General features: G+C 34.2%; 18 protein-coding genes. 8 read left to right on the forward strand and 10 right to left on the reverse strand.

From position 1 onward, the window contains the following. Together VIX88_RS07095 and VIX88_RS07100 are read right to left on the reverse strand one after the other, a co-directional pair. A complete protein-coding gene (locus VIX88_RS07095; protein WP_004917106.1) occupies positions 1 to 1,347 on the reverse strand; it encodes a TolC family protein in 1,347 nt (448 codons plus the stop codon). Continuing rightward, on the reverse strand, positions 1,337 to 1,930 hold the full coding sequence (locus VIX88_RS07100; RefSeq protein WP_080600758.1) for a TetR/AcrR family transcriptional regulator: 594 nt from the start codon (positions 1,928 to 1,930) through the stop codon (positions 1,337 to 1,339). The genes VIX88_RS07095 and VIX88_RS07100 overlap by 11 nt, the downstream gene beginning before the upstream one ends. Positions 1,931 to 2,081: 151 nt before the next feature. Here VIX88_RS07100 and ctlX point away from each other — a divergent pair, with 151 nt between their 5' ends. Continuing rightward, positions 2,082 to 3,002, forward strand: a complete 921-nt coding sequence (gene ctlX / locus VIX88_RS07105; protein ID WP_013446959.1) for a citrulline utilization hydrolase CtlX — start codon at positions 2,082 to 2,084, stop codon at positions 3,000 to 3,002. Positions 3,003 to 3,064: 62 nt separating this feature from the next. Here ctlX and VIX88_RS07110 read toward each other — a convergent pair whose 3' ends face one another. The 5 genes from VIX88_RS07110 to prfA all read right to left on the reverse strand — a co-directional run bounded on the left by VIX88_RS07110 (position 3,065) and on the right by prfA (position 7,330). Further along, positions 3,065 to 3,559, reverse strand: a complete 495-nt coding sequence (locus VIX88_RS07110; RefSeq protein WP_017686229.1) for an energy transducer TonB — start codon at positions 3,557 to 3,559, stop codon at positions 3,065 to 3,067. 71 nt (positions 3,560 to 3,630) lie between these two features. Then, the gene (gene lysA, locus VIX88_RS07115; protein ID WP_013446961.1) at positions 3,631 to 4,833 is read right to left on the reverse strand and encodes a diaminopimelate decarboxylase; all 1,203 of its coding nucleotides are present in this window, start codon (positions 4,831 to 4,833) and stop codon (positions 3,631 to 3,633) included. Between the two features lie 35 nt (positions 4,834 to 4,868). After that, the gene (locus VIX88_RS07120; protein WP_064969349.1) at positions 4,869 to 5,774 is read right to left on the reverse strand and encodes a DUF4835 family protein; all 906 of its coding nucleotides are present in this window, start codon (positions 5,772 to 5,774) and stop codon (positions 4,869 to 4,871) included. 54 nt (positions 5,775 to 5,828) lie between these two features. Continuing rightward, complete coding sequence (locus VIX88_RS07125) at positions 5,829 to 6,242, reverse strand: RNase adapter RapZ (RefSeq protein ID WP_014937858.1); 414 nt, start codon at positions 6,240 to 6,242, stop codon at positions 5,829 to 5,831. Beyond that, positions 6,242 to 7,330 carry a peptide chain release factor 1 gene (gene prfA, locus VIX88_RS07130; protein ID WP_013446962.1) on the reverse strand — a complete coding sequence of 363 codons (1,089 nt, stop codon included), beginning with the start codon at positions 7,328 to 7,330 and terminating at the stop codon, positions 6,242 to 6,244. Before prfA ends, VIX88_RS07125 begins: the two co-directional genes overlap by 1 nt. 121 nt (positions 7,331 to 7,451) lie before the next feature. Here prfA and VIX88_RS07135 point away from each other — a divergent pair, with 121 nt between their 5' ends. Continuing rightward, the gene (locus tag VIX88_RS07135; RefSeq protein WP_013446963.1) at positions 7,452 to 7,874 is read left to right on the forward strand and encodes an OsmC family protein; all 423 of its coding nucleotides are present in this window, start codon (positions 7,452 to 7,454) and stop codon (positions 7,872 to 7,874) included. Positions 7,875 to 7,923: 49 nt separating this feature from the next. Here VIX88_RS07135 and VIX88_RS07140 read toward each other — a convergent pair whose 3' ends face one another. The 3 genes from VIX88_RS07140 to smpB form a co-directional block, all read right to left on the reverse strand. Next, positions 7,924 to 8,664 carry a YebC/PmpR family DNA-binding transcriptional regulator gene (locus tag VIX88_RS07140; RefSeq protein ID WP_013446964.1) on the reverse strand — a complete coding sequence of 247 codons (741 nt, stop codon included), beginning with the start codon at positions 8,662 to 8,664 and terminating at the stop codon, positions 7,924 to 7,926. Between the two features lie 107 nt (positions 8,665 to 8,771). Then, positions 8,772 to 10,238, reverse strand: a complete 1,467-nt coding sequence (locus VIX88_RS07145; protein WP_013446965.1) for an OmpA family protein — start codon at positions 10,236 to 10,238, stop codon at positions 8,772 to 8,774. A 76-nt stretch (positions 10,239 to 10,314) separates the two neighbouring features. Next, the gene (gene smpB, locus VIX88_RS07150; RefSeq protein ID WP_004917075.1) at positions 10,315 to 10,773 is read right to left on the reverse strand and encodes an SsrA-binding protein SmpB; all 459 of its coding nucleotides are present in this window, start codon (positions 10,771 to 10,773) and stop codon (positions 10,315 to 10,317) included. Between the two features lie 96 nt (positions 10,774 to 10,869). Between smpB and VIX88_RS07155 the strand changes: the two genes are divergently transcribed. The 6 genes from VIX88_RS07155 (at position 10,870) to VIX88_RS07180 (ending at position 23,307) form a co-directional block, all read left to right on the forward strand. Next, complete coding sequence (locus VIX88_RS07155; RefSeq protein WP_013446966.1) at positions 10,870 to 12,492, forward strand: ABC-F family ATP-binding cassette domain-containing protein; 1,623 nt, start codon at positions 10,870 to 10,872, stop codon at positions 12,490 to 12,492. Between the two features lie 85 nt (positions 12,493 to 12,577). Beyond that, on the forward strand, positions 12,578 to 13,108 hold the full coding sequence (locus tag VIX88_RS07160) for an RNA methyltransferase (RefSeq protein WP_004917069.1): 531 nt from the start codon (positions 12,578 to 12,580) through the stop codon (positions 13,106 to 13,108). A 40-nt stretch (positions 13,109 to 13,148) separates the two neighbouring features. Continuing rightward, positions 13,149 to 14,954: a DUF885 domain-containing protein gene (locus tag VIX88_RS07165; RefSeq protein WP_004917066.1), complete on the forward strand. Its 1,806-nt coding sequence runs from the start codon at positions 13,149 to 13,151 to the stop codon at positions 14,952 to 14,954. 112 nt (positions 14,955 to 15,066) lie between these two features. Next, entirely contained in the window at positions 15,067 to 20,046 is a 4,980-nt protein-coding gene (locus VIX88_RS07170; protein WP_064969346.1) for a translocation/assembly module TamB domain-containing protein, read from the forward strand. A gap of 17 nt (positions 20,047 to 20,063) precedes the next feature. Beyond that, positions 20,064 to 22,385, forward strand: a complete 2,322-nt coding sequence (locus VIX88_RS07175) for a BamA/TamA family outer membrane protein (RefSeq protein ID WP_064969345.1) — start codon at positions 20,064 to 20,066, stop codon at positions 22,383 to 22,385. Positions 22,386 to 22,398: 13 nt separating this feature from the next. Next, positions 22,399 to 23,307, forward strand: a complete 909-nt coding sequence (locus VIX88_RS07180) for a YihY/virulence factor BrkB family protein (protein WP_222535070.1) — start codon at positions 22,399 to 22,401, stop codon at positions 23,305 to 23,307. Positions 23,308 to 23,319 lie beyond the last annotated feature (12 nt).

The raw sequence follows: 23,319 nt of genomic DNA on the forward strand, positions 1-23,319 counted from the left end.
TTATTTTTCTGTTAAAGTTCTTAGTTTACCTTGTGATTTTAGAAGTTCTATTTCTGCCAATTTATAATCTAGTTTAGATTTTGTGAGGTTATTTTTCGCATCAGCTAAATCTCTTTCTGCTCCCAAAATATCATTAAGCGTAGCCAAACCATACTGATAATTAGCTCTTGTATTCGCCATAACCTCTTCTGCTAGCCTTACATTATTCTCTTGGTTTTTAATGGTGATACTGCTATTTTCTAATTGAGTTTTTGCGTTCTTATAAGCCAAATCTAACCCTAACTGAATTTCCCTTAGGTCAGCTTGTGCCTTTTCTATATCTATTTTGTCTTTTTCTATTTTTGATTTAGTAGAAAATCCATTAAAAACAGGAATACTAATATTGAGACCTATTGAGGCTATATCTGACCAATAGACCTTATCTTTTTCCCCATGCCACCAAGGCATTTTAGCTCCTTGACCTAGCCATCCATAGTTAGCAATTAGAGTTGCTGTTGGATAATATTCGGATTCCGAAGCTTTTTTCTTCCAATTAAGTAGTTCTAGCTGTTTCTTCAACACTTTAAGTTCTGTTCTTTCAGAAAAATCTGAATTAGAATTTTCCGAAATAAGTACAGACGGCTCAAAGCTCTGCTCTGGAAGTTCTATCTCTTGTTCCATAGGCATTCCTACCATAAACTTGAGTGCATTTTTACTCAGCTGTACGGCATTGATAAGCTGTTGCTGATTTGCCTTTACATTATTAGACGAAACTAGAGCTCGGTCATAGTCTATTTTCTTTGCTAAACCAGCATCATATAACCCTTTAATAATCTTAACTGTTTGCTCTACTATCTTTAGATTATCTTGCAGATTTTGTAACATTTGCTCTGTCTGATAAACTTGATAATAGGCATTAGCCACCTTTTCTATAATCTGCTCTTCCGTAAGTTGTGCATTGATGAGATAAAACTCCTTAGTAGATTTAGCCGCTTTTAACCCCGTAAAAACCGTTTGGTTAAAAAGTACCTGCTGAAGTTGAGCCATATGAGTAGACTGCCATCTTTGCCCTAGTGTAAGTCTCATAGTTTGAGTAGGGTTTACAAAATTAGGCATAATAACTTCCTGTAACAAAGGGTTATAGGTAGTATTATTATTGATAATTATCTTTGGAAAAGCATTGGCTTTAACCTCCGCTATTTCGGCATCACCTCTTTTTATGTTTAGTCTAGCCTTTTCGGCATCTGCTTTATGCTCCATGGCGTGATTTATAGCTTCAGACAGAGACAACATTCTTGACTCCTGAGCTGAAAAGGCACCCTGAAAAAATAAAGCCACAAGACTTATAATTTTAATGCTATTTTTCATTGTTATATGTTAGTTGATTTAAAAATTCTTTTCCTTTGGGAGTTACTATAGCATTGAGATAAAACCTAACCACCCCTTGACAATAGTTACTCCTACCTATCTTCTGTTCCTCTTCGAAAAGAGGTGAGCTATCAAAGGCAAACATCAGCTCTAAAAAATACTTAGCATAGGTTTCTATATCAAAGTCTTTTTCATAAAGCCCTTGTTCTCTACCTTTAATAACATTATGCTTAAATATCTCGTAAATACCTTTATAGACATTCACAATGTGCATATTGTAGATTTCTGGGTAATATTTGATGAGCTGCCTTACGAAAACAGTCCTGTTATTCTCAGAAATCTGTTCTATCTTAGGCTCTCTCAGAAGCATTTTTTCTATTGGGTTTAGACTTTTCTCCTCCTCTGCTTTAAGTTGTTCCAAAAGCTGTTTCAACAGAAAATCTAACACCTCTTCTAGCAACACTTCCTTGTTCTTATAGTTTTGGTATAGTGTTTTTTTAGATATAGAAAATGCCTTAGCTATATCGTCCATAGTGAGGGACTTAGCTCCGTTCTGAACAAAAAGCTCTGAGACTTTTTTCAAAAAAAAAATTCTGTCTTCCATAATTTTACGCTGCAAATATAGGATAAAAAACTAAAAAACAAAAAAAGTTTCCAAGTTTATTTATTTTTCTTGTTCTACTGCAGCAATTTTTCAGTCCTGAAAAAACATTATCTTTGTGAAAAATATTTTTATGCAAACCACTAATACTGTTTTAATGATAGAGCCTGTGGCATTTGGCTATAATGCACAGACCGCTGAGAATAATTATTTCCAAGTTAATTCCGAAAATGCAGATACTCAATCTAAAGCCTTACAAGAGTTTAAAAATTTTGTGGAGAAACTTCGTTCTAAAGGCATTACTGTTATAAGCATACAAGACACTTTAGAACCACACACACCCGACTCTATTTTCCCAAACAACTGGGTGAGTTTTGGTGCTGACGGAAGAGTTATCCTCTACCCTATGTACGCTCCTAATAGAAGAGACGAACGCCGTATGGATATTTTAGAAAATCTTAAAACCCAAGGATTCAAAATAAATGAAGTTGTAGATTTAACCTCTTCTGAAAAAGACAATGTTTTTCTAGAAGGTACAGGCAGTATTATTTTTGACCATGATAATAAATTGGCTTATGGCTCAGTTTCGTTAAGGTTAGACGAAAAGCTTTTCCGTGAGTTTTGTGAGAAGTTTGGTTATACACCTGTGGTTTTCCACTCTTACCAAACAGCTGGTACAGAAAGATTGCCTATCTACCATACCAATGTGATGATGTGCGTTGCAGACCGCTTTGTGGTCATCTGCCTAGATTGTATTGACGACCTTGAGGAACGCCAAAATGTGGTAGATACAATTAAAAAATCAGGAAAAGAAATTATAGAAATATCCGAAGAGCAAATGCAAAATTTTGCTGGAAACATGCTTCAGGTACACAATGATGAAGGAAAGAAATTTTTGGTAATGAGCCAAAGTGCCTACCAATCTCTTTCTCCTAGCCAAATAGAAAGTATAGAAAAATACTCAGAAATTATTTACTCTGACCTTAGCACTATAGAAACCAACGGCGGCGGTAGTGCAAGATGTATGCTTGCAGAAGTTTTCTTACCCAAATAAAAACAAGAAGGTTATAAAAGTAAATAGGCGAAAATCTGCTCTAGATTTTCGCCTATTTTTATCTATAATCCGTAAGTATCGTAAGATTCTGGACTGAATAAAGTCTTAATTTTTATATTAGACTTAACAGGAAGTCCGTTACAGGTTGCTGGTTTCCAAGCTTTCTTAACACGCTTTATTGCATATCTTACATCTGTTTGAAAATAATCATCATTCTTTAATCTCGGAAGCACTTCTGTTTTACCAACTCTTCCTTTTTCATCTATTTCCAAATTGATAGAGAATAACCCTTTGGCATAATAGGTATCTTTATCCAAATAAGCCACTAAATATTTTGCTAAGTCTTTAGAAAAAAGTGCATCTCCTCCTTCAAATCTAGCATGCTCATAGTTTGAAAAACATTTATTATCAGCTACAAATATCGGCTTACTTATTTTAACAAGAATGTGAGTATTAGTTCCTCCAAAGAAATTATAACCCTCTTGCATATCCTCTATATCCTGCCCAAATGCAGCAGTTGAAATCAAATAAAATAATAATAGAACTAACTTTTTCATACTCCTTCTCTTTTCAAAATTCTTAGTGTAAAGGTACAAAAAATGCCGCTCTAAAAACGGCATTTTACTTATTAAATCACCTCTATTTGATTTCTTAATAAGTCTTCAAACTCATCTCTTTTTCTTATCAAGTGAGCCTTACCATCTAACCAAAATACCTCTGCAGGCTTAAGTCTAGAATTAAAATTAGAACTCATCTCAAAACCATAAGCTCCTGCATTTCTGAATACTAAAATATCACCTTCTCTCACTTCATTTATTTTTCTATCCCAAGCAAATGTATCTGTTTCACAAATATTTCCTACTACAGTATAGATTCTTTCTGGTCCGTTAGGGTTAGATAAGTTTTCTATTTTATGATAAGAATCATAGAACATTGGGCGAATTAAATGGTTAAACCCAGAATTAACACCGACAAACACCGTTGCTGTAGTTTGCTTAATGACATTAGATTTCACTAAAAAATGTCCACTTTTTCCTACTAAAAATTTACCTGGTTCAAACCAAAGTTGAAGTTCTTTACCTTGCTCTTCGTTAAACTTAGCTAAAGCCTTTTCTACTTTTTTACCAAGGCTTTTAACATCAGTCTCCATATCTCCCTCTTGATAAGGAATTTTAAAGCCACTTCCCATATCTATATACTTAAGATTAGGGAAATGCTCCGCCAACTCAAACATAATTTCTAGACCTTGTAAGAATACATCAGGGTCTTTAATCTCGCTTCCTGTATGCATATGGAGCCCCTCCACGTTAAGTCCTGTGGTCTTAGCGACTCTCTCAATATGACGCATCTGGTGAATAGAAATTCCAAATTTGGAATCTATATGCCCTGTAGAAATTTTATAATTCCCTCCTGCAAAAATATGCGGATTTACCCTTACAAAAATAGGGTAAGAGCCGCCAAATTTAGTCCCAAACTGCTCTAGGATAGAAATATTATCAATATTGATGTGTACGCCTAATTCTACCGCCTCTTCTACCTCCGATATATCTACAGAGTTAGGTGTAAACAAAATCCTATCTTTAGAAAAACCTGCCTTCAAGCCTAGTTTAACTTCGTTAATAGACACACAATCTAAAGAAGCGCCTAGCTTTTCTACATATTTAAGTATATTGATATTTGTAAGTGCCTTAGCTGCATAGAAAAATCTCGTTTTCTCCGAAAATGAGGAAGTTAATTTTTCATATTGTTGCTTAATAGACTCTGCATCATATACATACACAGGTGTACCGAATTCTTCTGCTACACTCAGCAAATTCTGATTAGTTATCATAACATTATAATTATTGTAAAGTTATTGTATTGGGTTTACTTCCATTTGTCCCACTTACCATCTATATCTTTGGGAGCAAATACAGACATAAGACTCTTAAGCTCTGTCATATTTACGGAAGCATTGTTACCACTATTGAAAATATTATAGATTTCGTCCTTTTTTGTATCAATAAAAATATTGAAAGGATAATTCATTTGAAACCCATTTTCGTAAGTTCTAAGATTTAACAAAGCATCAGCCACAGCCTTTTTAGAATTACTATTGGCATTTAGGTTGTACATATTATCTAAGCCTTGACGATGATATTGATAAAAAACCTGTCTAAAAGCAGAAAAATCTGATTTTAGGATATTATCTATCAATGCCCCTCGTGTCCTTTGCCCTTCCATCTGCGACCACCCTTTATAATTTTGATTTTGGGAGTTTTGAGCAATTTTTTGTGATTTTTCAAACCAAGGTTCGCCACCTTTATTCTGGAAAGAATCTGCATCATAACCAAAAATAAGGTAAACATAGAAACTTACCACATCTATTAGATTTTTGCCTGAAAATTGTCTTTCATTAAAAATTAAATTCTCATTTTCGGCATATTCAAAACTAAAGTTAGTGTCGTTAATATTGAGAAGAGGACTTTCATATTGTGTATTAAACACAGGACGCGTAGATTGCACCACCAAGCTACCTCTAAACGAATTATTACCCGTTCTTTCTGAGATAATAATGGCAAAGTTGCATTTTATTTTTTCAAAATTTTGAAGTTTTTTTCCTGTCCAGCTGGTATTGTTTATAAACTCTCTTAAGTTTTTTTCTAGCGTTTTAAATACTTGTGTATTGCTCCCTCCTACCTGTGCAAAATTTATCTGCACATTAGCTTGAAGCTCTTGCCCAAAAGCCAAAGCTCCAAAAAGAATTCCAAAAAAAGCGATTATTTTTTTCATATCAAAAACTTATAAACCAAGTATCTTTAACTCTTAAAAAGAGAATATATTTTCTTAGTTAAGGTGAGGTTGCTCGTTATGCCTCAAACACACTTCCGCTTGAGGATATTTTTCTCTGATAAAATCTGCAGTTTTAATCGCTGCATATACAGAACGATGTTGACCTCCCGTACAACCAAAGGAAACTTGTAAACTTTCAAATCCTCTTGTCAAATAATCTTCTATATTTATAGAAATGATTTTTTGTGCCAAATCCAAAAACTGAGGCATTTTAGTTTTTTCTTCTAGATAGAGCTGTACCTCCTGCTCTGCTCCTGTTTTAGTCTTATACTCTTCTTGTCTACCAGGATTTAAGATGCCTCTACAGTCAAACACAAAACCGCCTCCATTATCTGTATCATCTTTAGGAATGCCTCCTTTCTTATAGGAAAAACTATAGACTTTTATCTTTAATTTGTTCTGTTCCATTACCCTATATTTTCTTCCTCACCTTTCATTTTCTCTGCATTTTCTGCCATGATTAAGGCATCTAGCATCTCTTGAATATCACCATTCATAAAATTATCCAGGTTGTAAATAGACTTGTTAATTCTATGGTCTGTAACTCGCCCCTGAGGATAGTTGTATGTTCTAATTTTAGCTGAACGGTCTCCCGTAGAAACCATCGTCTTTCTTTGAGCCGCAATATCTCCTTGTACTTTTTGCAACTCTATATCGTAAAGTTTTGTTCTAAGCATCTCCATTGCTAACTCTCTATTAGCTAACTGAGAACGAGCTTGCTGACACACCACTACAATACCTGTAGGTTTGTGCGTAAGCTGTACCTTAGTTTCTACTTTGTTTACATTCTGCCCTCCAGCACCTCCAGAACGAGAAGTTTGCATTTCTATATCAGCAGGGTTGATTTCCACATCTACCTCTTCAGCTTCAGGCAACACCGCCACCGTAATTGCGGAAGTATGCACTCGCCCTTGAGATTCTGTCTCTGGAACTCTTTGCACACGGTGCACACCAGATTCAAACTTCATAATCCCATAAACGCCATCTCCCTCCACTCGCATAATGAGTTCTTTATATCCTTTTGATGCTTCATTAGAATCGGTTACTTCATGCTTCCAGCCCTTAGATTTAAAATACATGGTGTACATTCTGTAAACATCTTCAACAAAGATAGCTGATTCATCACCTCCTGTTCCCGCACGAAGTTCTACCATTACATTTTTATCATCTGCAGGATCTTTTGGAATGAGTAAATATTTTAACTCTTCCTCTATTGAAGGAATACGGTCTATCGCCTCTTGTTTCTCCATTTTAGCAAGGTCTACCAAGTCTTTATCAGAACCGTCAGCTATAATTTCATCCGCCTCTTTTATGGCATTGAGTGCAGTAGAGTATTCATCAAAAACCTTTACTATTTTCCCCAAATCACTATATTCTTTATTAAGTGAGGAATATCTTTTTTGGTCAGAAATTACATCAGGCTGAATAATCAAATCCGCTACTTCATTATAGCGTTGTTTTATGGCTTCTAATTTTGGTATTAAACTCTTTGACATTGTTCTCTAAACTATTAGTGAGCAAAGATAAGGATTTTTTTATGTAGTAAGAGATACTAAACACTATTACATTTCTAAGAAAAATAATTATCTTTACAAGCATAACTAATCCTTTTGAAAAATGAAAATAACTCTCAACAGAATTAATGACGATTTTTTATTTGAATGTAGCAATAGTGCAGGCAATAGCATTCTTCTAGACAACACTTCTCAACCTAACCCTAAAGGCGTTTCTCCTATGGAAACCATGTTAATGGCAGTGGCAGGCTGTAGTGGAATAGATATGGTTTCTATCCTAAAAAAACAAAGACAAAATTTAACGAGTTTTAAAGCTGAAGTGGAAGGAACAAGAGTACCTATTGATGATGCTAAGCCTTTTAAAGCAATCTCCGTGAAATTTTTATTGGAAGGAGAAATCGACGAAAAGAAAGCTTTGAAAGCTGCTCAGCTTTCTTTTGAAAAGTATTGTTCAGTATCCAAAACTTTAGAGCCCAATGTCAGCATTGATTATGAAGTTTATCTCAATGGCTCACTCCTTTCGTAAACAAGAAATAAAAAAGGCTACCTATATTCTAAGTAGCCTTTTTTTTATTTTATAGCTTCTGCATTAGCTCGTCTGTAATTTCCATATTATGGTATACATTCTGTACATCGTCATCTTCCTCAAACCTTTGTAACATTTTCATATTCGCAATAAATTGCTCTTCTGATACAGATTTGCTAATATTAGGTATCCTCTGTAATTCTGCATTCTTAACTTCTGTCCCCAGTTCATCTAACTTATGAGATAAAGATCCAAAATCCTCAAACGCTGTAGTTACTATAACTTCTGTTTCATCAGAGTCTATATCTTCTGCACCTCCATCTATCATCTCCATTTCAAAATCTTCCCAATCCATCTTTATCAAAGATTTTTCTAGCGTAAATATCCCTTTTCTATCGAATAGGAAAGAAAGCTCTCCATTCTTCCCAAGATTACCATCAAATTTATTAAAGATAGCTCTTACATTAGCCACAGTTCTAGTGGAATTATTAGTAGTACATTCTACAAAAAATGCAACACCTCCTTGTCCGTACCCTTCGTAAGTAATCTCTTCATAATTCTCAGCATCTGCACCACTTGCCTTTTTAATGGCTCTTTCTACATTATCTTTAGGCATATTAGCCCCTTTAGCATTTTGTATGCACCTTCTCAACGCAGGGTTAGAATCTGGATCTGGACCTCCTGCCTTTACAGCTAATGCAATATCTTTTCCTATTTTAGAAAAAGTTTTTGCCATTTTATCCCAACGAGCCATCTTAGAGGCTTTTCTATATTCAAATGCGCGTCCCATAATTATAATAACAATTTAGATGTGCAAAAATACTAATTTTAATACAATAAAAAAACGCCCTCTTACAAGAAGAGGACGCTTTTCTATTTAAGATTAGAAAATACTAATTATTTTCTTTTCTTTTTTACTACTTTTTTCTTCACTACTGGAAGATCAGACTTCTGAAGAGCTTCCCAAGCAGATCCGCTGATTGCTTCTACAACCACTTTTCTGTCTTTCATTCTCTCTTCGTTAGAAGCAGATGCAGGAACTGTAGCTTCAGCAGAACCAACTCCTTTAGATTTTAACTGAGATGGGTTAACACCTCTAGCTTCTAAAGCAGCTACTACAGATGCAGCTCTTTCTCTAGAAAGTTTCAAGTTATAGTTAGCATTACCTTTAACATCTGTATGACCAACTACTAAGAAAGTACCTCCGTTAGAAGACTTAATCACTTCAGCAGCTTGATCTAACTTAGTATTAGATTCAGATCTGATAGATGCTTTATTAAAGTTAAAGAATATACCCTTTAATGCTCCTGTTGCTTCAACTGCATACGCTTCCTGAGGCTTAGGACAACCTTTGTATTCTGGAAGACCTGGAACATTAGGACACTTATCATCTTTATCTAATACTCCATCATTATCTGTATCTGGCCAAGGGCAACCGTTATTTTCAGCTGGTCCTGCTACATCAACACAAGCATCGTCTTTATCCAATACACCATCTTTGTCTGTATCTGGCCAAGGGCAACCATTGTTTTCTACTGGTCCTGCTACTTCTGGACAGTTATCATCTTTATCTGGAACACCGTCACCATCTGTATCTGGACAACCTTGGAATTCAGGTAAACCTGGTGTTTCTGAACATAAATCGTCTTTATCTAACACTCCATCCTTATCCTTATCTCTGTTACCAAATCTAAAGTTCAATGAAGCTGACGCTTGCCAAAAGTTAGCCAATCTAGACTTATCTACTGGAGTAGAAACATAATCCCCTTGGATACCAAGACCAAAGTTCTTAGTTAACCAAATGTTTGTACCTAAACCTGTTGATAAAGCAAAATGATCCGCTCTTCCTTGAGTGTATGGTTTATTTTCGCTATACCCCGCGTAAGTTACATCATTGTAGCTATCAGTCACAGGGAACGTAAGACCTGTATAGTCGTGTCTCAAATAGTTGGCTCCAACTCTTACATAAGGGTCAAACCATGCATCTTCGTTGCCAAAAAGAAGACCTGCAAATTTAAGCTGAAGACCAAGTCCAGTCATCAACATAAATTCTTTACCCATTCCAATTCTCTTATTATCAATATTACCTACTGAAGTTTGCCAGTCAAGAACTAACGCCTTGTTCAAGTTTCTAGCAACTGTAAGCTTAGACAATGGCGGAGTAATTGTAAAATTATTGATATTGTACAAACTCTTGCCTGTAAATGCTGTTTTAAAAACATCTCCAGCACTTCCTCCAGCAGCTACATGATTCACGCCATGAGCACCAACACCTATTAACCAAGGATTGCTAGTAGTCTGAGCAGAAACAGTAGTAGCAACAGTAAGTGCTAATGCTGAAATTCCTAATTTTAGATTTTTCATAGAATTAAATAATTAAATAATTGATAATGCAAATTAAATATATTTTTTTGTTACTGCCAAAATTTTAGCTATTTTTTTAGTTTTTTTTGAATACGCGATTCAATTTAACTTTTGCTTCTCTCTCCTTAATCGCTTCTCTTTTATCGTAAAGTTTTTTACCTCTTGCTAATGCAATCAAAACTTTAGCTTTACCTCTATCATTGATATAAACCTTCAATGGCACTATGGTATTACCCACATCTTTCATCTTCTTACTCCACTTATCCAACTCTCTTTTGTGAAGAAGCAATTTTCGTTCTCGCTTTATTTTATGATTATAGAAAGTCCCTAATTTATATTCATCTATCGTCATATTGATAACATAGAGCTCCCCTTCTATAAATTGACAAAAACTTTCTGTAATGGACGCTTTAGAAGATCTCAAAGCTTTAATTTCTGTCCCTGTTAAAACTATTCCAGCTTCAACTTGTTCTAAAATTTCATACTCAAAACGAGCTCTCTTATTAGAAATACTGACTGTCCTCTGAATATTCATCGTTTAACTGCAAATACAATTACTATACCAATCATTGAAATACAAAAGTTGTATTTTAAAAATTCTTCTTACTTTTGTGCAAATTTACAAAACTATATGTTAACAGTATCAAACTTATCTTTACAATTCGGGAAAAGGGTTCTTTTCGACGAGGTTAATATAAAATTCACTAAGGGAAATTGCTATGGTATCATCGGCGCTAATGGTGCTGGAAAATCTACTTTCCTAAAAATACTTAGTGGTAAACAAGACCCTACTACAGGTAATGTGTCTTTAGAACCGGGCAAAAGAATGTCTGTGCTAGAACAAGATCACTTCGCATACGACCAATATACAGTCTTGGAAACCGTTTTAAGAGGCAATAAAAAACTCTTTGAAATCAAGGAAGAAATGGACGCTCTATATGCTAAACCTGACTTTTCTGACGAAGATGGTATAAAAGCTGGTGAATTAGGCGTTATTTATGATGAAATGGGCGGTTGGAATGCTGAAGCTGACGCTCAAACTATGCTTTCTAACGTTGGTATTAAAGAGGATATGCACTACCAAATGATGAGTGAATTAGAAAACAAAGATAAAGTAAGGGTATTACTTGCTCAAGCTTTATTTGGTAGTCCCGATGTACTCATCTTAGACGAGCCTACTAACGACTTAGATATTGATACTATAGCTTGGCTAGAAGATTTTCTTGCAGATTATGAGAATACAGTAATCGTAGTATCCCACGACAGACACTTCTTGGACGCTGTTTGTACTCACATTGGAGATTTAGACTATTCTAAACTCAATCTTTATACGGGTAATTATTCATTCTGGTATCAAGCCTCTCAACTAGCGACTAAGCAAAGACAACAGGCTAATAAAAAAGCAGAGGAAAAGAAAAAAGAACTTCAGGAGTTTATTGCAAGATTCTCTTCCAATGTGGCTAAAGCAAAACAAGCTACCGCTAGAAAGAAAATGCTAGACAAACTTAATATTGAAGATATAAAACCTACTTCTAGAAGATACCCTGCCATTATTTTTGAACAGGAAAGAGAAGCAGGAGACCAAATTCTAGAAATTAAAGATTTAGAAAAAACCAAAGATGGAGAGTTACTATTCTCAGGGATAGACCTTAACTTAAAAAAAGGAGATAAGGTAGCTGTCTTATCTAAAAACTCTCTAGCTATTACCGAATTTTTCCAAATTATTTCTGGAAACTCTAAAGCGGATAAAGGTTCTTATCAATGGGGCGTAACCACTTCACAGTCTTATATGCCTTTGGATAATACGGAATTCTTCCAAGAGGACATCAACTTAGTGGATTGGCTAAGACAGTTTACCAAAAACGATGAGGAAAGACACGAAGAATATATGAGAGGTTTCTTAGGGAAAATGCTTTTCTCTGGAGACGAGGCACTTAAATCTTGTAGAGTTCTTTCGGGAGGAGAAAAGATGCGTTGTATGTTCAGTAGAATGATGCTTCAAAGAGCTAACATTTTACTATTAGACGAACCTACCAACCACTTAGACCTAGAGAGTATTACTACACTTAACAACTCTTTGGTAGCATTTAAAGGAACTCTACTTTTAGCGTCTCATGACCACGAAATGTTAGAGACTGTTTGTAACCGTATCATAGAATTAACTCCTAAAGGTATTATTGATAGACACATGACTTATGATGAATATCTTCAGGATAAAAAAGTAAAAGAACTAAGACAACAGATGTACTCTTAAGAGTAAAAAGGATAATGACAATAGGAAGAGAGGGCTGTAATTTGATAGATTTCAGTCCTCTTTTTCAATAATAAAGATAGGAATAATGACAAAAAAATTAAAACTAGAAGAACTAGGCAGAATTGATATAGAAACTTTTAAAAAAACTTCTAAAACACCTCTCGTGGTTGTTTTAGACAATATTAGAAGCATGCACAATGTTGGTGCTTTGTTCCGAACTGCCGATGCATTCTTAATAGAGAAAATCGTACTCTGTGGCATTACACCACAACCGCCTCACAGAGAAATACACAAAGCCGCATTGGGGGCTACCGAAAGTGTAGATTGGGTTTATCAAAAAGACATCTCAGAAGCTATAAAAGAACTAAAAACACAAGGTTACAACATTATTGGAGTAGAGCAAACCACAGATAGTATTTCTTTATCCGATTTTGAAATAAATCCTAACCAAAAGTACGCTTTAGTCTTAGGCAACGAGGTTGAAGGTCTATCTGACGAAGCCCTTCCTTTATACGATAACTTTATAGAAATACCACAGCTCGGCACCAAACATTCGCTTAATGTAAGTGTTTGTGGAGGTATCGTAATATGGTCTTTTTTTAAAGCCTTAGTATAAAATTTTTAATTACTTTTGCTCGATATATAATTTATTGAATATGAATACCACAAAGTTTTTTTTAAAGTTTATCATATTATCCTCCGTTATACTAGCCTTATTTTCATGTAAAAAAGGAGATACACCTTTTGTTGTAAATACCACACCTAAGACCAGCTTAGACAGCATAGCAGAGGAATACTATGAAGGTTACCTTCAGTTTCATCCATTAGAAGCTACTGCACAGGGCGACCCAAGGTACAACGATAAATTACCTAGCTTAGAAAAAACTAAAATTACTGAAGAGATTGCTTTCTACAGTGATATGATTAAAAAGCTAGAAACTGTAGATTATGAATCTCTTCCTGATGATAAAAAAACGGTTTTCAATGTACTAGATTATTTATTAAAAGATTTAGTAGAAGGCTATGCCTATCATCCAGAATATATACCGTTTACACAATTTTCGGGATTACCATTAGACTTTCCCCTTTTGGGAAGCGGGAGTGGAAATCAGCCATTCAAAACAGTAGAAGATTATGATAACTGGCTAAAAAGAATGCAAGAATTTCCTAAATGGATGGAAACAGCTCAGGAGAACTTTAAACTAGGTATCAAAAATGATATTGTATTGCCTAAAAGTCTAGTGGTAAAGATGATTCCTCAAATGAGAGCCGAAGAAATCATCTCTAAAGACTCCAACAAAAACATATTTTATAAGCCTCTTAAAAATTTCCCTGTAGGCTTTAGTAACGCCGAAAGAAATCGTATTACTAAAAACTATCAAGAGGTTATTGTATCTAAAGTTATTCCTGCTTACCAAAAAATGGGAGATTTTCTTGAAAAGGAATATTTACCAAAGGCAAGAACTACCGACGGCTACAATGCTCTACCAAAAGGTAAAGAAATCTATAACTATCATGTAAAGCGCTGGACAACCACCAACCAAACTCCAGAAGAAATCCACAATATTGGATTAAGCGAAGTTGCGAGAATAAGAGGTGAAATGGAACAAGTAAAAGAAGAGCTCAAGTTCAGCGGAACTCTAGAAGAGTTTTTGGTGCATTTAAAATCCGACCCTAAGGCAATGCCTTACCAAACGTCTCAAGAAATTTTAGATGGGTTTAATGCTATCTTATCAAAGATTAAACCTAAGCTAAAAACGATGTTTAATAATGTTCCAAAAACAGGCTTTGAAATTAGACAAACCGAAAAATTCAGAGAAGCATCTGCTAGTGCAGAATATCAACCAGGTACTCCAGATAGAAAAAGAAACGGTATTTTCTACATTCCAATTCCTAATCCTAAAGCCTTTAATGTAACTTCTGGTATGGAATCTCTTTTCCTTCACGAAGCTATTCCTGGGCATCATTATCAAATTGCTTTACAGCAAGAGAATCTTAATTTACCAAAATTTATGCGTTTTGGTTGGATAGGTGCTTATGGAGAAGGTTGGGCTCTCTACTGTGAGTCTTTAGGAAAAGAATTTGGACTTTATACCGACCCATATCAAAAAATGGGAGCCTTGAGTGATGAAATGATGAGAGCCGTTAGACTCGTTATAGACACTGGACTACACACAGGGAAACTTAATAGAGAAGAAGCTATAAAATATTTCCTAAGCAATGTAGCATACGATGAAGCTGGAGCCACAGCAGAAGTAGAACGCTACATGTCTATGCCAGGACAAGCACTAAGCTACAAGACTGGAGCATTGAAGATACAAGCACTAAGAGCTAAATATGAAAAAGATTTAGGCACTAAATTCAACTTAGCTAAATTCCATGATGAGCTCTTAAATCAAGGTTGTCTTCCTCTACAAGTTCTTGAAAGAAAAATGGAAATTTGGGCAAAAAACCAAAAGTAGAAGTATGAAAATAGAGAAGTAATGTATAAATAGAGGTTTGTATTTTTAAGAACTCTTACAATCATCATTTTTAACACAAAATTTAGTTAGAAACTTTATTAAATTTGATTCATTGAAAAATAGTATAAAAAACACACTTAGAATAGGAGCTATTATTTTAGGAAGCGTTGTTATAATATTAAGTATATTAGTATTTAGCCTTAATATTCCTGTCGTTCAGAACTTCGTTAAAGACCGTGTTGTAAGTTATGTTGAAACTAAAATAAAAACTCCTATAAGCCTAAAAAGAGTTTACATTAGCTTCCCTAATAAATTAGGACTAGAAGAACTTTATTTAGAAGAAAAAAACAAGGATACATTACTGCACATCAATAAATTAGACGTTGGTTTAGATATTTTTCAGCTTTTGCAAAACAAAGCAGACTTCACATCTATTGAATTAGATGGACTTAGAGCCAATGTAAAAAGAGACGAACAAGGGCGTTTTAATTTCGATTATATACTGGACGCTTTCGCTAGCAACAAAGACGAAGAAAAACAAGATTCTAAGCCTTTCATTCTATCTCTAAATAAAATAAAATTACAACACGTTAATGTCAATTTTAATGATTTTCAGCAAGGAAACCATCTGAAAATAGAATTCAATAATTTCGAAACAAAAGTTAAAGACTTTAATCTTAAAGAAAATATTTATGCCCTCAATGGGCTTACTGCTGATGGTCTCAAACTAAGGTTAAAACAAGAGGTCTTAAATGAAGCTATAAAAGAAACTGCAAAAACAATAGATAGTCTTTCAGCCAAAAAACCGATGCAGATAAAACTAGATTTTCTGCGTTTTACCAATTTTGATGTAGATTATGCAGACAATACTACTCAATCTTATTTCAAGGTTTTATTTAAAGAACTATCTGGGGATTTTAATAATATAGATTTACCTGAAAATAAATATGATATAGACCAAATTAAACTTCTAGGTGCCAAAATAAATGTGGATCTCAAAAGCTCTTCTCAAAACAAATCTTTACAAGATGAGCTTCCAGAGAACCCTGCAAAAGTCAAGAGTAAAACTCCCAATGTAAAACTTAATTTGTTCGCTTTAGATGATGTAATGTTATCCTATAATGATAATTCAAAAAAGCATCAACAAGGATTTGATGCTAATCATTTAAACTTCAAAAAACTCAATGTAAATATTAGAGATTTTAGAATGTTGAATGAAGAGCTGATTGGTTCCGTAAAAAAAGTAGAACTTTACGAAAAGAGCGGGCTTGCAGTAAAGAATTTCAAAACTGACTTCGCGTACAAGAAAAATATAGCATACCTTAAAAATCTGCTTTTGGAAACCAACAACAGTATTCTTAGAGACGAAGCTGTAATTACCTATAATTCTCCGCAACAACTGTCTAGTAACATAGGCTCTGCTGGGCTAGCCATTAACCTTAGAAACTCTAAAATAGGCTTCAGTGATTTGTATTTATTTGCTCCTGATTTAAAGAAAAATGAGATACTTAAACAATATCCCAAATCAGTACTAAATATAGATGCCAGCTTAAGAGGTAAAGTAAATGATTTAAATATAAACACATTACACATTAGTGGTTTAGGTAGTACAATACTGGATATTTCGGGACAAATAAAAAATGTAACTAATCCTAATTTACTAAATTACAATATCGCCATTAACGAGTTAAAGACAACTAAAAAAGATATACAAAATTTAGCTCCTAGAAATAGTATCCCCTCAAACATTGAACTACCTCAAACTATTTCTTTAAAAGGCACTGCTAGAGGCAGTACTTCCTCTGTTTTATCCCACCTGAAGATAAATACCAGTTTAGGAGACCTTAGACTAGATGCCTATGCTAACCTTAAACCCAAAAATGGAGAAAAATACACCATCTTAGCAGAAACGGAACAACTCGTTCTAGGAAAATTATTAAGGAATAAAGATTTAGGAATATTTTCAGGAGAAATAAAAGCAAATGGAGTAGGGTTTAACCCTAAAACGGCCCAAACATCAATCAACGGAAATATTAAAAAATTTGACTTTAAAGGCTATCGCTATACAGGTGTTAATCTCAAAGGGAGTCTAATGACAGGGAGATTAACCGCTCATATTATGTCTAAAGACCCTAATGCTAATTTAGATCTTAAGCTAGCAGGCAACCTCAACAAAACCTCGAATATAAAACTCAACGGAAATATTGAATTACTAAATCCATATAAGCTAAATTTATACAAAGAGCCTCTAGCCTTATCAGGTAAAATAGATAGTGATTTTAGTAATATCAACCCAGATTTTCTCAACGGTTATATTCTTTTAGAGAATTTTAAAATCACACATAAAGACCAAACTTTACCTTTACAAGAGATTAAACTTGAAGCATTATCTACCCCTAATGAGAACAAAATAAATTTAAAATCTCAAGTTATAGATGCTTCTATACAGGGAAAATATAAACTTACTCAAATTTCTGATATTTTATTAAAAACACTTAATAATTACTATGAATTTAACCCTAAATCTAATTACAAAAAGAGCTTAGAACCTAACCAGCACTTCACTCTGAATGCTAAAGTAAAAGATGACAATCTTCTAAGAATATTTGTACCTGATTTAAAATATTTTGATGGAGGAGATATAACAGGTGTTTTTGATTCAAATCAGCAAAAGATAGAGTTTCAGGCAGATTTCCCAATAGTAGAATATGCAGCATATAAACTTAGTGGGCTATCACTTAACATAAACAATAGTCAAGAAGAACTAAGATATAGACTCGGTCTAACAGAGGTAACTAATGAAAATTTAGCCTTACATCAACTCGATTTGAATGGAACCATTAACAATAATAATATCGGAATTAACTTTAGCACTAAAGACTCCAAAGGGACAGAGCAATATGCGTTAGCTGGTATATTTAGAAATGAAAAAAACATCAACAAATTTAGTTTTATTCCGCAAGGTTTAATGCTCAACTATGATAAATGGCAGGTAGAAGAGCAAAATGTTATCGGCTTTGGAAAGGAAGGTATATTTGCTGATAACTTTAATCTTACCAAAGGAAACTCTTCCATTTTGTTGCAAAGCCAAGAACAAAAATTAGGTAGCCCATTAAATATCTCCATCTCTAATTTTAAAGTAGAAGATATTACAGAGATGGTAAAAAAAGACAGTCTTATTGCTAGTGGCTCTGTTAATGGTAATGCATTAGTCTCTACTTTTAAGCCCAATTTAAAGGTAGATGCAGACCTAAATATATCTAACCTAAAGCTAAAAGGAAACAGAGTAGGAAATCTAGATATAAAAGCCAATACCAAAGTGATTGACTTAATTGATACCAAAATTGCTCTTACAGGAGAAGGCAATGATGTACAATCAGAAGGTAACTATCACCTCAAAAAAGGAGATTTAGGGTTTATTTTAAATCTTAATAATCTTCCTACTAAAACTTTAGAGGCTTTTGCCTTAGGTAATATAAAAAATGGAGAGGGCTATTTTAGTGGAAAACTAAACATCAATGGTACGGCTCAAAAACCTCAAATAAGAGGTGGGATAAAATTCAATAATGTAGGGCTAGAGATTGCTAAAACAGGAACTGTTTTTAAAAATATTGAAGATGAAATAAGATTTTCAGGACAAAATATTGTTTTTGAACAATTTAAACTTCGTGATACAGAAAATAACAGTTTACTCATAAACGGAGATATACAAACCGAATATTTCAAGAAATATGCTTTCAATCTTGATGTTAATGCCAAAGATTTTAAGCTAGTAAATTCTGAAAAAGATAATGATAAAATGATGTACGGTGTACTCTCTCTAGATACCAATCTAAGGATAAGAGGTAATTTGGATTTGCCAAAAGTGGACGGGACATTATCTGTAACCGATGCCACAGATTTTACCTTTATACTCCCTCAAAGTACTCCTACGAAACAAGATAGAGAAGGAATTGTTGAATTTGTAGACAAAGCTAAATTTGGATTGGCTAAAAATGAGATAGCAGACACTTTAAGCCCCAAAAATCAACTTAAAGGTATGGATATCTCGGTTAATATAGATATAGATAAAAATGCGAAAATGTCTTTGGTCATAGACAAAGCCAATGGCGATTTTGTAAAACTACAGGGGCAAGCACAGCTCACAGGAGGTGTATCTCCTTCCGGAAGAACCACTCTCGTAGGTGTCTATGAGGTACATTCTGGAGCCTATGAGATGTCCGTGAATATGCTCAGAAGAAAATTTGAAATAAAAAAAGGAAGTACCATTACATGGAACGGAGAACCTACTGAAGCTGATATGAATATAACTGCAATTTATACCACAGAAACGGCTCCTCTAGATTTGGTACAGCAACAGTTGGCAGGACTTAGCCCAAGAGAGCTTAATCAGTATAAACAACGTATTCCATTTAATACCCACCTCATTATGAAAGGTGAACTCATGAAGCCCGAAATCTCTTTTGACATTACAACAGAGGATAAGAACGCCGCAGTAAGTTCTACCGTAATATTAAACACAGAACAAAGACTAGCTCAGCTTCGTCAAGAAACTTCAGAGTTAAACAAACAGGTCTTTGCCCTTCTACTCCTCAATCGTTTTATTGGAGAAAACCCTTTTGAAACGAGTTCAGGAATATCCGCTGAATCAATGGCAAAACAAAGTGTTAGTAGAATTTTAAGCCAAAGTTTAAACGATTTAGCTGGAGATTTAATTGCTGGTGTAGAACTTAATTTTGATCTAGAATCGTCAGATGATTATTCTACTGGAGAAAGAACCTCAAGAACAGACCTAAATGTAGCTTTGAGTAAAAAATTACTTAATGATAGGCTCAAGGTATCTTTAGGTAGTAACTTTGGATTAGAAGGAGCTACTAGACTTGGAGAACAAGCCTCTAATATAGCAGGAGATATTATGGTAGATTATATGCTTTCTAAAGACGGCAGATATCTTCTAAGAACTTACAGAAAAAACCAATATCAAGTAGCTCTACAAGGGCAAGTTATAGAAACAGGATTAGGCTTTGTAATCACTCTGGATTACAACGACCTTAGAGAAATTTTAAAAAAGAAAAAGAATAAAAAACAATAGAATATCTTTCTTCAAAAATGAAACATATAATCAAACAATATTCAATATTCATACACATTGTTTATATCAGTATTTTTATAGTAGGCTGCTCTGGAGCTTCTACCCTTAAAGAAGGAGAAATTTTATATACTGGAGCTAAAATCAAAATAAAATCAGAACAATTGAACAAAAACGATATTTCTGAGCTGAAAAAAGGTACGGAGAGCAAACTTTCTCCTAAACCTAATGCTTCATTTTTAGGAATACGTCCTAGATTGTATTTTTATAAATGGGCAGGAGAAACTAAACAAAATAAAGGTCTGCGATATTGGATTAAAAATAAACTAGGAGAAAAACCTATTCTTCTACAAGATGTAGATAGAGAGTTTAATAAAGAAATTACCGTTAATTATGCAGAAAATATTGGCTATTTTAATACTAAAGTAAGATATGATACCCTCACAAAAGGTAGAACTGCTAAGGTTTTATATACTATAACTCCTTACAATAGATATTTTATAGATACCGTAAACTTCCTGTCTTCCACCAATGAAGAGGTAGTAGAAGATATAAAAGCAACACAAAAACAAAGCCTAATAAAACCACAAGAACCCTATAATCTCGAAATAATAAAAAATGAGAGACTCCGTATAGATACTTATATGAAGGAGAATGGATATTATTATTTTAGTCCAGATAACATCATTATTCAAGCGGATAGCACTGTAGGAAACAATAAAGTTGCAGTCAATGTAAAACTAAAAGACCAAACTCCAGAACTTAGCAAAAAAAAGTTTAGTATAGATAAAGTAATTATTTACCCCGATTATAGCATACAAAATGTAGAGAAAGGAAGTATAGCTATTCCCACCACGACTGACGGCCTAGAAGTTTACAAAGACATGTACATTATAGACCCTGAAAAAAAATTTAAACCACAAGTTTTTGATAGGACTATGTACTTTCACTCAGGTGAAATTTATAACAGAAGAGACCATAACCTTACGCTTAAAAGACTTATAAATCTAGGTGTTTTTAAGTTTGTGAAAAATCAGTTTATCATTTCAGATTCTCTAAATAATAAATTTGATGCGTACTACCTACTCACCCCAAACAATTTTCAATCACTCCGTATGGAAGCATTAGGTAAGACTAATTCTGCAAACTTTAACGGTGGAGAGATAAATATCAATTGGCTTCACAGAAACTTATTTAAAGGTGCAGAGCAACTAAGAATTACTGCTTATGGAGGTATGGACGTGCAAGCTGGAGGTCCTAGAGCTTTCAGTAATATATTAAGATTTGGAGGCAACGCTCAACTTACTTTCCCAAGGATTATAGCTCCTTTTAAGTTTCATACCAGTTCAGAGTTTGTTCCAAGAACACAAGTAAACCTAGGGTATGACTATCAGCGAAGAACAGGACAGTATACTTTACATAACTTTAGTACCTCTTTTGGATATTTGTGGAAAGAAAATGCACAGAGAGAGCACGACCTTAAAATATTTAGTGCTACTTATGTTAACCCTAAAAGTGTTTCGAATGAATATAAATCCCTAGCAAAGATATACCCTAATTTAGCTAGAGCAATAGAAAGGCAGTTAGTTTTTGGACCTATGTACCAATATACATACACCAATACCATCATACCTAGAACACACCAATTCTACTTTCGTGGTATAGCCGACTTATCAGCCAATCTTACAGGGTTACTGTCTAATGCAAATGTAAAAGAAGGAAGACAAAAAACCATACTAGGTGTACCCTTTAGCCAGTATGCAAAATTGGATACAGACTTTCGTTACTACTATAATATAAACTCTAAAAATGTTTTAGCTGCAAGGCTAATGATGGGATTAGCTTACCCTTACGGCAATTCTATTACAGTACCTTTTTCTAGACAATTTTTTGTAGGAGGAAGTAATAGTATCAGAGCCTTTAGAGCTAGAACACTAGGTCCAGGTAGTTATGACCCAAGAAACCAACAAGGCAGTTTCTTTTTAGACCAAGCAGGAGATATTAGGCTAGAAACTAATTTAGAATATCGTTTAAACCTCTATCGTTTTCTTAACTTAGGTCTCTTTTTAGATGCTGGTAACATTTGGCTTATCAATGATGATCCTACTCGCCCAGGTGCTAAGTTTGGTAAAGATTGGGCTTCTGAAATTGCTATAGGAGGAGGCTTAGGACTTCGATTTGATTTTAATATATTTGTACTAAGGACAGATCTTGCCATTCCTATAAGAGTACCCTATTATAACAAAGGGGAACGATGGAGATTTAACCATATTGATTTTAACAATTCTTCTTGGAGAAAAGATAACCTAATCCTAAACATAGCCATCGGCTATCCTTTTTAGAAAAAAGACTATTATGAAAGATAATCTTAAATTTTACTGGGAAACCATTAGAAAAGCAGGAGCAGATTGGAGCAACTCAAATACAGATAGAGATGCGGCAGGAATTGCTTACTATGCTATATTTTCCATACCTGGATTACTTATAATTTTAATTTGGGTTATGGGGATTATTTTCGGAGATACCAATTTTCAACAAAAAATATTACAAGAGGTTACAAAAATTATGGGAGAAGATACCGCCAAAAGTTTAGATGGTATCTTAATATCTTCTATGATAGACCAAGACGGAATTATTATGAGAATTATTGGAGTGGTAACTCTCATTTTTGGGGCGACAACCCTATTTTTTCAACTTCAAAAGTCTCTCAATGAATTATGGGGTGTAAAAGCAGCTCCCCAAAAGGCTATACTCAAATTTCTAGTAGACCGTGCAAATTCACTAGGAATGATACTCATTATTGGCTTTCTAATGATGATTACAATGATTTTATCTACACTTATAGGGCTAACTAATGATTTTATCTCTCAACACCTAGGGCTAGAGACCTATTATATTATACAAATCATAAATACACTTGTGGGGTTCCTTATTGTTGTTCTACTGTTTGCTCTTATGTTTAAAGTCCTTCCAGATGTTCAGCTTTCTTGGCGTTCTGTATGGGTAGGAGCATTTATTACCGCATTTTTGTTTACTTTAGGTAAATCTCTATTAAGTCTTTACTTCAGTCATTTTAAACCTACATCTGCTTTCGGAGCAGCTGGATCCGTTATTCTAATTATAATGTGGATAAATTATACTTGCAGACTCATCTTTTTTGGAGCAGTATTTACCAAAGTTTATACCTACCGTAGAGGTCTAAAAATACAGCCTTCTCAACATGCTAAATGGACTTCCGACAGAAGAGAGCCTTCTTCATACTAACCATTCTCTCTA

Origin of the sequence: Riemerella anatipestifer, assembly GCF_035666175.1 — a bacterium.
Lineage (GTDB): Bacteria > Bacteroidota > Bacteroidia > Flavobacteriales > Weeksellaceae > Riemerella > Riemerella anatipestifer_D.